This is a genomic window from Nocardia ninae NBRC 108245 (assembly GCF_007990755.1).
Lineage (GTDB): Bacteria > Actinomycetota > Actinomycetes > Mycobacteriales > Mycobacteriaceae > Nocardia > Nocardia ninae.
Map to the genome: position 1 here is coordinate 56,666 of NZ_BJXA01000046.1, position 13,883 is coordinate 70,548.

12 protein-coding genes are annotated in these 13,883 nt (G+C 65.5%); 9 read left to right on the forward strand and 3 right to left on the reverse strand.

The window, feature by feature from the left end:
* Positions 1–101 precede the first annotated feature (101 nt).
* From NN4_RS27985 to wecB, 6 genes are all read left to right on the forward strand, one after another.
* Positions 102–746, forward strand: a complete 645-nt coding sequence (locus tag NN4_RS27985; protein ID WP_147137636.1) for an ABC transporter permease — start codon at positions 102–104, stop codon at positions 744–746.
* On the forward strand, positions 743–2,008 hold the full coding sequence (locus NN4_RS27990) for an ATP-binding cassette domain-containing protein (RefSeq protein ID WP_147137639.1): 1,266 nt from the start codon (positions 743–745) through the stop codon (positions 2,006–2,008). Before NN4_RS27985 ends, NN4_RS27990 begins: the two co-directional genes overlap by 4 nt.
* Positions 2,005–2,742, forward strand: a complete 738-nt coding sequence (locus NN4_RS27995; protein ID WP_147137643.1) for an ABC transporter permease — start codon at positions 2,005–2,007, stop codon at positions 2,740–2,742. Before NN4_RS27990 ends, NN4_RS27995 begins: the two co-directional genes overlap by 4 nt.
* A gap of 50 nt (positions 2,743–2,792) precedes the next feature.
* Positions 2,793–3,725, forward strand: a complete 933-nt coding sequence (locus NN4_RS28000) for a glycine betaine ABC transporter substrate-binding protein (protein ID WP_503826344.1) — start codon at positions 2,793–2,795, stop codon at positions 3,723–3,725.
* A 262-nt stretch (positions 3,726–3,987) separates the two neighbouring features.
* The gene (locus tag NN4_RS28005; RefSeq protein ID WP_147137649.1) at positions 3,988–5,391 is read left to right on the forward strand and encodes a glycosyltransferase family 2 protein; all 1,404 of its coding nucleotides are present in this window, start codon (positions 3,988–3,990) and stop codon (positions 5,389–5,391) included.
* On the forward strand, positions 5,388–6,548 hold the full coding sequence (gene wecB / locus NN4_RS28010) for a non-hydrolyzing UDP-N-acetylglucosamine 2-epimerase (RefSeq protein ID WP_246181127.1): 1,161 nt from the start codon (positions 5,388–5,390) through the stop codon (positions 6,546–6,548). The genes NN4_RS28005 and wecB overlap by 4 nt, the downstream gene beginning before the upstream one ends.
* Here the strand turns inward: wecB and rox are convergent.
* On the reverse strand, positions 6,541–7,965 hold the full coding sequence (gene rox / locus NN4_RS28015) for a rifampin monooxygenase (protein ID WP_147137652.1): 1,425 nt from the start codon (positions 7,963–7,965) through the stop codon (positions 6,541–6,543). The two genes, wecB and rox, sit on opposite strands and share 8 nt — an antisense overlap.
* 353 nt (positions 7,966–8,318) lie before the next feature.
* Here rox and NN4_RS28020 point away from each other — a divergent pair, with 353 nt between their 5' ends.
* The 3 genes from NN4_RS28020 to NN4_RS28030 all read left to right on the forward strand — a co-directional run bounded on the left by NN4_RS28020 (position 8,319) and on the right by NN4_RS28030 (position 11,875).
* Positions 8,319–8,759, forward strand: a complete 441-nt coding sequence (locus tag NN4_RS28020; RefSeq protein WP_147137655.1) for a hypothetical protein — start codon at positions 8,319–8,321, stop codon at positions 8,757–8,759.
* 845 nt (positions 8,760–9,604) lie between these two features.
* Positions 9,605–11,041: a flavin monoamine oxidase family protein gene (locus NN4_RS28025; RefSeq protein ID WP_147137657.1), complete on the forward strand. Its 1,437-nt coding sequence runs from the start codon at positions 9,605–9,607 to the stop codon at positions 11,039–11,041.
* A 123-nt stretch (positions 11,042–11,164) separates the two neighbouring features.
* Complete coding sequence (locus NN4_RS28030) at positions 11,165–11,875, forward strand: response regulator transcription factor (protein ID WP_325050801.1); 711 nt, start codon at positions 11,165–11,167, stop codon at positions 11,873–11,875.
* A 10-nt stretch (positions 11,876–11,885) separates the two neighbouring features.
* On the opposite strand, the gene NN4_RS28035 is transcribed toward NN4_RS28030, so the two are convergent.
* Positions 11,886–13,295 (reverse strand): FAD-dependent oxidoreductase, encoded by a 1,410-nt coding sequence (locus tag NN4_RS28035; protein ID WP_147137660.1) that lies wholly within the window; start codon positions 13,293–13,295, stop codon positions 11,886–11,888.
* The coding region (locus NN4_RS28040; protein ID WP_186818670.1) for an SDR family oxidoreductase at positions 13,292–13,883 on the reverse strand (592 nt) is incomplete at its 5' end. The genes NN4_RS28035 and NN4_RS28040, both read right to left, overlap by 4 nt.

The window sequence follows — 13,883 nt, forward strand, 5'->3', positions numbered from 1 at the left end:
TCCGAAGCCGAACGCACGGCATCGATTAACCTTTGACGGCCCGCGCCGGTGACTACACGCCTACAGGTACCGATTGATCTACGCCTGACGATGGGAATCGCGTGAATTTGTGGAACTACCTCCGAGGACGCGGAGATTTCCTGGCGTTCCTCACCTATCAGCATGCCTCCCTGGCGTTTCAGACGGTCCTGGTCGGCACGGTCGTCGCCGTTCTCATCGCCGTCGCGGTATATAGGCTGCCGCTGTTGTCGGCGCTCTCTCTCACATCGAGCCGGGTCGCGCTGACAATTCCCTCGCTGGCGCTGCTCGCGCTGCTGCTGGTCCCGTTCGGTCTCGGCGTCGTCCCCTCGTTCATCATGCTGGCGTTCTTCGCGGCCTTGCCGGTGATCGGCAACGCGATCGTCGGCTTGCGCGCGGTGCCCGCCTCGGTAATCGAATCCGCACGCGGCATCGGCTTTTCGCGCCGGCGCATTCTGCTGACGGTCGAATTGCCGATGGCCTGGCCGGTGATCCTGACCGGCATCAGGGTGTCCACCCAGATGATCGTCGGTGTCGCAGCCATCGTCGCCTACGTCCTCGGACCCGGCCTGGGCTCGCTGATCTTCAACGGCCTCTCCCGGCTCGGCGGCGCGAACGCCCTCGAAATGGCGCTGACCGGCACCATTCTCATCGTCCTCATCGCGTTGGTGTTCGACGCGCTCCTCGTCCTGCTCGGACGCCTCACGATCGCAAAGGGACTCTCATGACGGATGCGGTGACCAGTCAGGCTCCGGAGCGCAAGGTGACCGGCGCGTCCATCCACTTGGAGTCGGTCGTCAAACGCTATCGCGGCCAGGACAAACCGGCGGTCGAGCGGCTCGACCTGGAGATCGACGCGGGCGACATCGTCGCCTTCGTCGGCCCGTCCGGCTGCGGCAAGACGACCACGCTGAAGATGATCAACCGGCTGATCGAGCCGACCGAGGGCCGGATCTTCATCGGCGACCGCGATGTCACCAAGGAGGATCCGGACAAGCTCCGGCAGTCGATCGGGTATGTGATCCAGTCCGGCGGCTTGTTCCCGCACTGGACGGTCGCCAAGAACGTCGGGGCCATCCCGCGGGTGCTCGGATGGGACAAGAAGCGGATCGCCGAACGCACCGAATACCTGCTCGATCTGGTCGGTCTGGACCCCGCGACCTTCGCCGACCGGCTGCCCAAGGATATGTCCGGTGGCCAGCAGCAGCGGGTCGGTGTCGCCCGCGCGCTGGCGGCGGACCCACCGGTGCTGCTGATGGACGAGCCGTTCGGCGCGGTCGACCCGATCACCCGGGTTCGCTTGCAGGACAGTCTGATCGCGATCCAGCACGAGCTCGGCAAGACCATCGTGATCGTCACGCACGACTTCGAGGAAGCCACCAAACTCGGCGACAAGGTGCTCATCCTGTCCGAAGGCGGGCACGTCGAGCAGTACGCGCGCCCGGAGGAGATCCTCACCGACCCGGCCACCCCGTTCGTGGAGGAGTTCGTCGGATCCGGCGCGAAGCTGGCTTATCTGACGGTGTCACGGGTGCGCGACGTCGCCTACGACGAGGTGATGACCGCCCGGGTCGGCGAGCCGGCACAGAGCGTGATCAAACGCGCGAAGGCCGCGGGACACACCTGGGTCGTCGTGGTCGACGAGGCCGGACGGCCGCGGTCGTGGCCGTCGCTCACCGAGGTGGCCACCAAACCGGAGGTCTCCGACTTCCTCGACCGGCGGCTGCCCGTCGTGGCCCGCTCCTCCACGCTCAACGACGCGCTCGACGCCATGCTCGCGGCCAGTCAGGGCGCCGCGCTGGTCACCGACGGCCGGGGCGCGGTCGTCGGCTCGCTCAGCATCAGCTCGGTGACGGAAACGATCCAGGCCAAGCTCGCCGACGTGCGCTCCGAGGAAGAGGACTACGAGACCTACGTCGACGGCACCGATCCGGCACCGACCCCGGTGGTCGCCGCCGACGACGAGCCCGGATCGGCCGAGCAGTCATGAATCGGCTGCGCCGCCTACCGATCGACGTGTGGTTCGAGCCGCTCATCATCCTGGTCATCGGGGTCGGGTACGTGCTCTGGTATCGATCGACGACGTTCACCCCGACCGAGCAGGCGTCGCTGGCGTGGGCCAACCTGCAAACCACGATCCTCGAGCACGTCAAGCTGACGGTGGTGGCCACGTTGATCGTGGTGGTCGTCGCGATTCCGTTGGGTATCGCGCTCACCCGGCCCGCGTTGCGCCGGCTCGAGCCGATCGCCGTCAATGTCGCCAATATCGGTCAGGCGGCGCCCGCGGTCGGGCTGCTCGTCTTGTTCACCTTCTGGCTGGGCACCGGATTCCGGACGGCGATAGTCGGTCTCGTGGTGTACGCGATTCTGCCGATTCTGCAGAACACCATCGTCGGGCTGCGGCAGGTGGATCACCGCACGATCGAGGCGTCGCGCGGCATCGGTTATTCGGGAGCCCGGACGCTGTTCCAGGTCGAGCTGCCGCTCGCGGTGCCGGTGATCCTCAACGGTGTTCGTACCGCGCTGGTCATTCTGGTGGGTACCGCGACGCTGAGCACGTTCATCGGCGCGACCAGTCTGGGCACGCTGATCACAACCGGTGTCACGCTTTTCCTGCCCAAGCTGCTCATCTCCGGCGCGATCCTCGTGGGCCTGCTGGCATTAGTCATCGACTGGCTGGGCAGACTCGTCGAACTCGCCGCGACCCCGCGGGGTATCTCATGAAATCACCACGCACGCAGCTGGTTACGATCCTCTCCGCGCTCGTCCTCGCGATGCCGGTACTGACCGGCTGCGGGCTGGTGAGCTCGTCCGGCACGTTTCATGACGCCGAATTGCCGGACGGCGCAAAGCCACTGGACGGCGCGGAGCTCGTGGTCACCTCGAAGAGCTTCACCGAGGGGGTCCTGCTCGGCAAGATCACCGCGACCTACCTGGCCGCGGCGGGCGCCGAAGTCAAAGACCTCACCGGCGCACCGGGTTCGGCTTCGTCTCGGCAAGCGCAGCTGAACGGCGACGCCGACGTGCTGTGGGAGTACACCGGGACCGGCTGGGTCAACTACCACAACCAGACCGAGACGATCGCGGACCCGCAGCAACTCTGGCAGCGAGTCCACGAGCTGGAGAAGCGCGACTACAACCTGGAGTGGTTGCCACCGGCCAACTTCAACGACACCTACGCCTTCGGCGCATCCACGCCGACCGCCGAGCGCCTGCAGGTGAAGACGCTGTCCGATGTCGCCGCACTCCCGATCCCCGATCGCACGTTCTGCGTCGACGACGAATTCTTCAGCCGCTCCGATGGTTTCATCCCGATGCTGGCCAAATACGGTATCCCGTACAACGATCCGAACGGCGTACCCTCCGGCAACGTCACCCGGATGGACTCGGGCATCGTCTACACGGCAACCTCCAAAAGCGCCCCCTGCAATTTCGGCATGATCTACACCACCGACGGCCGGGTCAAGAACCTGAATCTCGTTGTCCTGGAAGACGACAAGAAATTCTTCCTGCCCTACAGCGGAACAGCCGTCGTCCGCAGCGCCGTCATCGACCGCTATCCCCCACTGCGGACCTTGATCGGAACCATCTCCGAACACCTCACCGACGAACTCATGCAGGACCTCAACGGTCGCGTCGACATCGATGGCGAGGACCCCGCCGACGTCGCCTACGACTGGTTGAAGAGCGAGAAGCTGGTCGAGTAGGTCAGACCGCGGCTCGACCCGATTGAGATAAAAGCGGCGCCGCAACTCTCGATCACAAAAACTAATCGCACACGGCTCCATTTCCGGTGTCGACATTCCGTTCAAGCACCGCTCGCACGTTGTTGGCACGTCGATTTTTCAGATTGTCTCGCGACTCGCGTGCAAGGTGTTTGCGCAGGTACAACCGGTGCGCAACTATGTGCTCGGTAGTTATCCCGCTTCCGCAAGAACAGTGATCTGTCGACTGACGGAAGGTTCATTTGTGAACTCGTTGGATACCACTGTGCGTATCGTCGCTCTCACCGTATTCGTGATCACGATGGCCTATAACGGCCCGCTCATCGTCATGGGAGTCCTGTTCGCGCGTCGCGCCGATGGATCGCTGCGTCGACAGCTCGCGTTGGAAAACGGTCCACCCGTCGCAGTGCCCGCGGGATGGATCGTATTCGTGTTGATTCCGTGTTTGAACGAAGCGAAAGTCATCGCGAACACCGTGCATTGTCTGCTCGACGCACAGCCCGGAGTCCGGCTGGTCGTTGTCGATGACGGCAGCGATGACGACACCGCCGCCCTCGCCGAAGCAGCGGGCAAGGGCGTCACCGTCGTGCAGCGGGTGCTGCCTGCGGCTCGACTCGGGAAGGGCGCCGCTCTCAACGCGGGCCTGCGCCACATCCGCCGTTGCGTCGAGAACGAGGGCCTGGCACCTGAGCGGGTGCTGGTGTGCGTGCTCGACGCCGACGGCCGGATGACGCCGGGCTCGGTCGCCTGCGTCACCGAGCTCTTCGAAGAGCCGGAAGTCGGTGGCGTTCAGCTGGCGGTACGCATTCGGGGCCGCGACTCCGTGGCCCTGCGGTTCCAGGACATCGAATTCTGGGCACTCAGTGCGCTCAGTCAGTTCGGACGGGTCGCCATGAGGGCTGTGAGCATGGGCGGCAACGGGCAGTTCACCCGCCTGTCCGCCTTGGACGATGTCGGGGAGGAGCCGTGGTCGGACTCGCTGACCGAGGATCTGGATCTGGGTATCAGCCTGGCGGTCGCGGGCTGGACGGTCACTTCCACCATGGGCGCCTTCGTATCTCAGCAGGGCCTGCGTGACGCTCGCCGACTGCTACGGCAGCGCACCCGCTGGTTCCAGGGCCACATGAGCGCCATGGCGCGGCTGCCCGAACTGTGGTCCACCCCCGGGATCCGGCGCACGGTCCGGGTCGAGCTCACCGGATACCTGTTCATGCCGTACCTGATTACGTTGCCCTGGTCGGTCATTCAGCAGTATCTGCTCTTTCGTCTGGCGTTCGGGGACAACCCGGGACTCTTCGACCTCGCGACCGGGCCGCTATGGATGCAGGTGCTGAGCGGGATCGGTTTGTACGCAATCACTTTCGGGCCCTTCCTGATCTGGGCTGTGCTGTACTGGCAGCGCACCGGCGATCAGCCGCTGTGGAAGTCCATCGCCTATCTGCACGCCCAACCGGTGTGGATGTACGTCGCCTTCATCGCGGTGTGGCGGGCGAGCTGGCGCATCCTCCGCCGACGCACCGGCTGGGTCAAGACCGAACGCGTCGCGGAGACCCCCGTCACCACGACCGGCAGTGCGGCCACATCGTTGCTGAATTCACCTGTCGGGCATTCGCGTTCGGCCGGCGCCGCAAGTGTGGCCGACGCGTGACCGCCGACCTGCGCACCGTCCCGGTACGCGCGATGCTCATTCTGGGGACCCGGCCCGAGGCGATCAAGCTGGCGCCCGTTGTCCGGGCCATGACCGCCGCCGCGCGCTTCGAACCGCTCGTGGTGACCACCGGCCAGCACCGCGAGATGCTGCACCAGATGCTGGATCTGTTCGAGGTGTGCGACCGTGTCGAGCTCGATGTGATGCGCGAGCGCCAGCAGTTGTCCGCTCTGACCGCCCGGCTGGTCGCCGAACTCGGCGAGGTGATCCGCCGACAGCAACCCGATCTCGTTGTTGTGCAGGGAGATACGACGACTGCACTGACCGGCGCGCTGGCCGCCTGCTACGAGCATGTTCCGGTCGCCCACGTGGAGGCGGGCCTGCGAACGGGCAGGCCGGACAACCCCTTTCCCGAGGAGATCAACCGCAGACTCGTCGCTCGGGTCGCACGCTGGCACTTCGCTCCCACCGCCCGCGCCGCCGAAAACCTGTTGGCCGAGGGCGTGCCGGAGCAGACGGTATTCACCACCGGCAACACCGTCATCGACAATCTGCTGTGGGTCCTGTCCCGGGGCGCGGGGCGCAGCCGGTTCGGCACCGACCTGCGACATGTCTTACTCACCCTGCACCGCAGGGAAAACCAGGGCGACACCATGCGCGCGATGGGCTGCGCGGTGCGGCGGCTCGCCGATCGAGGTGACGTCGAAATCCTGCTGCCGCTGCACAAGAGCCCCGCCGTCCGCGAGGCCTTGCTGCCCGAGCTGACCGGTCACCCCAACATCCGAGTGGTCGAACCCCTGGACTATCTCGACTTCACCGCCACCCTCGCCGCTTGCGACCTCGTGCTGACCGACTCGGGCGGCATCCAGGAGGAGGCGCCATCGCTCGGCAAGCCGACCCTGGTCTTGCGGACGACCACCGAGCGACCGGAGGCGGTGCAGGTCGGCGCGGCGAAGTTGGTGGGCACCGACCCCGACGCCATCGTGGCCGCAGCGGCGTCACTGCTGGACGATCACGCGGTGTACACGCGAATGGCCAACGCCGGCAACCCTTTCGGGGATGGTCACGCGGCCGACCGGATCGTTGCCCAGCTCGCCGCGGACTGCGGGCACACATCGGTGGGTGCCCTGTCGCACCGCGAACGGGTGCTCAGCTGACGGCAGCGCCGAACCACACGGGCAGCTGGTTGCGCAGATCCTGTTGATCGTCGCCGACCCATGCGGCATGGCCGTCCGGCCGCAACAGCACCGCGGGCACGTCCAGTTCCGCGCTGACGTCGACGACGTGGTCGACCCTATCTGCCCAGCCCGTGACCGAGAGCTGACCGGTCTGGTCGAGCAGTAGGCCACGGCCGCTGTGCATTTGCTCGTAGAGGCGTCCCCGCCGCAGTTCCACGTCCCGCAGCCGCCGACCGAGCAGCGGATGGCCTGCGCCGAAGTCGTAGCGGATGCCGATCGCGATGATCTTCTCGATCAAATATCGGTTCACCTCGTCGAAGTCCATCAGTTCCGAGATCAGGCGGCGCACCGCCTGCGGACCCGGTTCGAGGGAGATCAGCTCCATTTGCGCGCGAGTGTTGTTCAGCACGTCGGCGGCCACCGGGTGCCGTTCGGCCTGGTAACTGTCGAGCAGCCCCTCCGGTGCCCAGCCGTTGATCACCGCGGCCAGTTTCCAGCCGAGGTTGAACGCGTCCTGCAGACCGAGGTTGAGCCCCTGCCCGCCCATCGGCGGGTGGACATGTGCCGCGTCGCCTGCCAGCAGGACCCGGTCGACCCGGTACCGCTCGGCCTGGCGGGTCGCGTTACCGAAACGGGACAGCCAGCGCGGCGAGTGCGCGCCGAAGTCGGTGCCCGCGGTCGCCCGCAGCTGCCGCTTCAGTTCGTCCAGGGTCGGTGGGATCGCGCGGTCCTCTGCCACGCCGTCGGCGGGCGCGACGACGCGGTAGACCCCGTCCCCGAGTGGCGCGGCGCCGAACCGCAACTGGGTCTTGCGGACTTCGACGTTCGCTGCATTGATCGTCGCCGCGGACGCGGTCAGCTCCACCTCGCCCACCAGCGTCTCGACCGTCGTCGGCTCGCCGGGAAAGCCGACGCCGAGCAACTTGCGCACCGTGCTGCGTCCGCCGTCGCACGCCACCAGATAGCGCGAGCGCAGCGGCGTGCCGTCGGACAGCTCGACGGTCACCCCGTGTTCGTCCTGGCTGAGCCCGACCACCGCACAACCCCGCCGGATCTCGACCCCGAGTTCGCCGGCGCGCTCCAGCAGCAGCCGCTCGGTGCTGGTCTGCGGGATACTGAGGACATACGGATGCGCGGTATCAAGCTCGGGTGACGGCTTGGCGATGCCCGCGAAGAACCCACCGACCGGGTGCTTGCGGCCCAGCTCGAGAAACGGCGCGAGCGCACCACGCTGGTCGAGTATCTCGATGCTGCGCGAGTGCATGCCGAGTGCGCGAACCACCTTGGTCGGCTCGGTGTCCCGCTCCAGCACCACCGGCCGCACACCTTGTAACCGCAACTCACTGGCCAGCAGCACGCCGGTCGGCCCGGCACCGGCGATGATCACGTCGATCATGCAACCCCTTCGTTCGAATGAGGGACGATCTTGCAGCACGACCGGGGTCTTGCCGCAAGCCCCCCAGTGCGCTATATATTGAAGTGGGCAAGGAGTGGATAACCACCTTGCCCATATCTATTTCCCGGGACGCACAGGGATTTCTGGGCGAAATGTCCGGTCCGCGTAGCCGATGTCCGAGCGCAGGTAGTTCCGGTGTAACAATCCCCCGGGTCGAATCGACATCGAAGACAAGCTCGATTGCGCGATAATTGCGACTTAACATGCGTGAAGAAGAACTTACACTGGTAGCCGTAATTGGTTGCCCGCCTTAAACTTCCACACTCAAAAGGTATTTCGATGGGAAGAAGGCGATGGGTAAACACCGCGCACCACGTAAGTCCGACGTTCCGATGCGATTGGCGATGGTGTCCACGGCCGCGCTCCTCACGGCCCTCATCTCCGCCGACCGGGACGGCCCCGCCGGCGTCGGCCCGACGGCGAACCGGGACATCAGCACCCCGGGACAATCCAGCAGCACCTTCGCGGCGCCACCGACAGACCAACCGGACATCGCCCCCGATTCAGTTGTAGACGAACCCCTTCCAGAATCGACACCCCGCCCGAGGCCGAGAATCGCCACCAGGACACCCCCGCGGTCCACGCCGCCCCTCGACGATTCCGAACCCCACGACCTCTCCGCCGTCACGGCCGCATGGGTTTCGGGCACCCTGCAAGGCTACGAGTGGCTCGCGCACATCGAGCAATGCATCCTGGCCCATATGAAGTCCACGCTGGCGCAGCGCAGCGTGTAGTCAGCACGGGACGCCATTCGGGCGCGCCATCACACGACGCGCCCGAACGCGGCCGACACTGTTCGAAATGCCGCCCACCACAACTCGACTCGCGTCTACCGGCGTGCGCGGGTCCAAGTCGACCACCTTCTCCAATGCCTGGGTGGCCACCGTCGGGCCTGAATGCCAGCCCTGCACAACCGAACTCCGGCAACTCGCGGTAGCGACCGCTACCGACGAGGTCGTGTGCGAGTCCGAAACACGCCCTCCCGCCGTCACATTGGTCGCACGCCGGAGTTCGCGACAGCCATGCCTCAGGACGATCGTCAAATATTGCACGAACTCACCCATTATCGGGATGCCATTGTCGAGCGGGCGGAAGCTGCCGAGTGAGCCGGCGAGCAACCGACGTCTCACCGAACCGGTTGCGCGCGGCCGGAACCCGCACCGAATAGCTTGCAGTGGAATAGCTGCGGTCGCCGTCACAGGGGTCCCGAACAACGAGCAGGCCCCCTCGACTATTGCCCGCTACCAGGAAGTATCCGGCGAAGGAAGGTCCACCTCAGCACGAGTTCGCCGGGAGTTGGATGCGATTCAAACGAGGACCGAAGTGTGACAACGGTCACACAGACACAGGCAAACACCATCCAGGCAGAGAGGTGTGAAACGCCTATGTGCAGTTAAATTCGGGCAACTGAAACTTGTTTGCTCCGCTCTGCGGGGCTTGATACGATAATTTCATACAAAATGGTCGAAGAGGAACGATGACTCCATTTTCCGTCAGCGTGATGATTTGTCAATGATTTCGGTTCAGAACAACTTCGACGAGCCGGGGAGATCAAGCGCAGTTCGCCGGAGGGAAAGCAGTGCAGGGGCTAACTCAACACGACGTCAGAAGTACTTTCGATAACGGTCTTCCGTCTCAGAATACCATCGATACCGCAATCATTGTCGGCGCCGGACTGGCGGGCCTTGCCGCCGCATACGAATTAGCGAAGCAGGGCACCCGCGTCACCGTGCTGGAAGCCGGTGCTCGGCCGGGCGGCCGAATTTGGACCTATCGTCACCCATTCGCCGACGGCCTGCGCACCGAAGCAGGCGGGATGACGGTGACCGCGCAATGCCATTACGCGATGCATTATCTGCGGGAAATGCAGCTGGAGACCGAGCCGAGCGATCTCGTCGACACCGACTTCAGTTACCTGCGCAACGGCGTCCGGATCCGACCGGACCAGCTCGGCGACCATGCCGAAACCTTGGGACTGCAGCCACACGAGCGCCACCTCACCGTCGCCGACCTGAACGCCCACTACGTCACGAAGTTCAACGAGAACATCGGCCCGGAACTCACCGCACCCACCTGGACCCCGACGCCGGATCTGCTGGCACTCGATCAGATTTCGGTCCGCCGGACCCTCGAAGACCGAGGCGCCTCCGCAGCCGCGATCAGCCTGATCGAACCGCTTTTCCTCGAAATGCGCGGCGGCGAACTGGAATCCGCCTCGACCATGGCGTGGGCTCGCTACGAGTCGGGCCACCGCGCCTTCTCCACCGCCGACGCCGGGTGGTACAAGGTCAAAGGCGGCGCCGACCTGCTCGCCCGCGCACTGGCGGACAAGGTCAAAGACCGTGTCCTGTACCGGAAACCGGTCGTCCGCATCACGCAGACCGAGCAGGAAGCGCAGGTGACATTCCTCGATCGCGACCGGCTGCAGACGCTGACCGCCGACCGCGTCGTCGTCACCGCACCGTTCAGCAGCGTGCGCCGGATCAACCTGTCGATGGCCAGCCTGTCCGCCGCGAAGCACGCGACCATCCGCCGCCTCAGGTATTCGTCGGTCCTTCGCATATTTCTGCAGATGCGCAAGAAGTTCTGGCCCGAAGAGCGATTGATGCTGTCGACGGATACGCCGATCGGCACGGTCCGCGACGGCACGCCACGACTGCCCGGCCCGCGCAAGATCCTGGAGTGCTGGCTGACCGGCTGGCCCGCACAGGCGGCGGCCGACATGAGCGAGGAAGAGCGCATCAATTTCGCGCTGACCGAACTGGAACCGATCATGCCGGGGGCACGCGCGAATTTCGAGCTCGGCACGTCCATAGCCTGGGACAACGAGCCGTACATCGCGGGCGCGTACATTCTGCCGGAGCTGGGCCACCACGAGCTCATGGCGCACACCAGAACACCGGAGGGAAGAATACATTTTGCAGGCGAGCACACCGCATTCGAACCCAATGGTGGCTCGATGAACTATGCGCTGGAATCGTCGATTCGGGTTCTGCTCGAATTATCGTCCCGCTGATTTTCCGCCGCCTTCCGCTGCCTCGACCTCGTCGAGCTGATCGGCACTGTTACCGCGCAAGAAACAACTGAATCGCACTAGCTGGAAGGGAGGATCGCTTTGCTTCATCCGCGCTTGTTGATCGTGGCGGATTGTGAGGGGATCGAGGATACGGTCAATGACCTCAAACGGCACGGTTTCGAACCCGAGCCGACCTCGACCGGGGCCGAAACGATGGCGGCTTACCCTGACTTCGACGTAGTACTCGTCGACCTCGACTTCACCGATTTCGACGGATTGACCTTATGTAGAGAAATTCGGCGAGCCAGCGACATACCGATCATCGCTTTCGCCTCCGCGTTCGAGCTGGACAAGGTCCTCGCCCTGGAAGCGGGGTGCGACGACTGCATCGTGAAGCCGTACCACAGCCGTGAGCTCATGGCGCGGCTACGCGGCCTGCTACGGCGGGTGCACATGATGTCCCAACCCGCACTCATCGTCGGCCAACTGGAGATCGACTCGGCGCTGCGCGAGGTCAGGGTCGGCAATCGGCTGGTCGAATTGACCCGCAAGGAATTCGAACTACTGCGCCTGCTCGCCACCGAGCCGCAGCGCGTGTTCTCCAGAGCCGAACTGCTACAACAGGTCTGGGGATACGACGACGTGGACGCCGAAGTGACGTCACTGGCCAGCCGCACCATCGACACGCATTTGAGCAGCGTCCGCAAGAAACTCGGCTCCGCCGACTGGATCGTCACCGTGCACGGTGTCGGGTTCCGCTTCAATGATGAAGCGGGGCGCGGCAAGTCGGCCCCGGCCGTCGCGGCGGCCCGCGCCAGCGGGACCGCCGGATAGCCTGCCCGCACTACCCCGTCCGTGCCTTCTGCGGCGTGAACTGCGGGGTGAACGCGCCACCGTACGTCTCGGCGAACTCGCCGATGATGGCGTCCTGTTCGGTTCGGGGGTCTCGCCCGCGGCACAACTCGTCCAGCACCGCACCGGACTCGTCGTGCACCCGCTGTGCGGCGTCGTAGGGCATGTGGGTGAACGCCACCAACTGGTACAGCGGCGTGTACAGCTCGGGACGCAACTCGTGCAGCCGTCGTTCCAGCGCGCGTCGCGCCAGGAACATCGGATCGTTCACGTGGGCAGACAGCTCCGTGAGGTTCCGCAGCGACAGTTCCGCCAGTGCGTGCCCCGCTTTCACCCGCACATCGCTGTACTCGTCGACGACCACCTCGGCGACGGTCGCGACCGTGCCACCCTCGCAACGGACCGCGGCCTGGAACTTCTCCAGCAGCGCCGCCAGCGTGGCGGCATCCTCGAAACTGCAGTTGATGCCCTGCCCGAAGAACGGGACGACGGCATGCGCGGCATCACCGACCAGCACCGCGCGCCGATGGTGATACGGGGCGCAGTTGATGATCCTGAGGTGGCCGGGGCTCCGGCTCGCCAAGTCCGTGCCGACCGCCGCCATCCGTCCGAAGACGTCGGGAAACTCGGTCGCACAGTAGGAGCTGATCGCGTCGGCCGACGGCAGCCCCGAGAAGTGCCTGCGCCGGTCGTCACCGGCCATGGGCTTGAACAGACTGGTGGTGAAGGTCTGATCCCGGTTCGGTTGAGCCTGGAGAAAGTGGTCGCCGCGCGGCCACAGGTGCATACCCGTCGGGTCGGCGTCCCCGTAGTCCATGGTGATCTCGGCATAGCCGTGCTCGATGGTCTCCCGCGTCGCCCACATGTCCTGCGGGTGTGCGGCGACAATGGCTTCGCGCACAACACTATTGGCGCCGTCACAGCCGACCAGCAGATCGCCGGTGACCCAGGCCGAGGAGCCGTCCCGATCCCGCAGCAGCGCCGCCGGTCGCGCGGTGTCCACGTCGACACACTCTTGGCCGTAATGGATGCGGGCCCCCTCCCGCAGCGCCTGGTCGCGTAGCAGGTCCTGCATCACCCGGCGCGGAATGGACAGCAGATGGTGATGGGTCATAGTGCCGTACGGCTGTGTGGAGATCGCACCGTCACGGTGGTGGATGATCCGCTTGGCCAGCACCGAGCCCTGCAGATAGAGGCGCCGACGGACCGAACGGGGCAGGCAGTCGAGCCCGCGCGAGGTGAGCGTCAGGTTGAACGAATGCCCGGACCCGGTGCCCGCCGACTCCGTGCCTCGCTCGAAGAGATCTACCTCCAGGCCTTGGCGGCGCAGCAGTGTCGCCAAGGCGCAACCGACCGGGCCGGCCCCGATGATCACCACCGAGCGCAGTTCCAGATCAGTCATTGTGTTCCTCCCTGGTTCAGCCCGTCCGGCGGCGCGAGGGCGCCGACGGCGCGGAAGTACTCGAACATCCGGCGAATCCAGCCCGTATCCACCTGCGGATACGGGCACCCGACGTCGGCAAGCGCCCGCCTGGATTTCTCGTTGTCGAAGGTGTGCGCGCCGAGGCGCATCACGCCCTCCCGCATGAGCGGCACCAGCGGACCGAGGCCCCAGCGTCGGTCGTCGGTCTCGGCAGCCTGCCGTTCCAGCGCGGCCATCCAGGTGGATCCCGAAGTCGGTTCCGTCGCATAGCCTTCCGCGCGAATTGCGTCGATGATGGTGGGCCAGTCGAGCCCGTCGGCGTGGTAGAGATGCCAGTTCTCGTCGTCCGGCTTCTCCTCGGACAGGCGGATGATGGCGCGGGCCACGTAGTCCACCGGCAACAGGTCGACCGGCGGCCCCTCGGCGATGTCCGCCGGGTAGCAGCCGAGCAGCGCGAAACCCTTCATCTGCAACCAGAAGAAGTCGTCGTGCCTGCATGCGCCGGTGCGGCGGTGACCGGCGATGCGGCCGACGCGGTGCACGGTGACCGGCAGCCCGGCCTCGCGC

Coding starts and splice junctions, on each gene's coding strand:
- NN4_RS28035 (WP_147137660.1), bottom strand. CDS start 13,295: ATGACTGATCTGGAACTGCGCTCGGTGGTGATCATCGGGGCCGGCCCG.
- NN4_RS28020 (WP_147137655.1), top strand. CDS start 8,319: ATGGGTAAACACCGCGCACCACGTAAGTCCGACGTTCCGATGCGATTG.
- NN4_RS27995 (WP_147137643.1), top strand. CDS start 2,005: ATGAATCGGCTGCGCCGCCTACCGATCGACGTGTGGTTCGAGCCGCTC.
- NN4_RS28000 (WP_503826344.1), top strand. CDS start 2,793: ATGCCGGTACTGACCGGCTGCGGGCTGGTGAGCTCGTCCGGCACGTTT.
- rox (WP_147137652.1), bottom strand. CDS start 7,965: ATGATCGACGTGATCATCGCCGGTGCCGGGCCGACCGGCGTGCTGCTG.
- NN4_RS27990 (WP_147137639.1), top strand. CDS start 743: ATGACGGATGCGGTGACCAGTCAGGCTCCGGAGCGCAAGGTGACCGGC.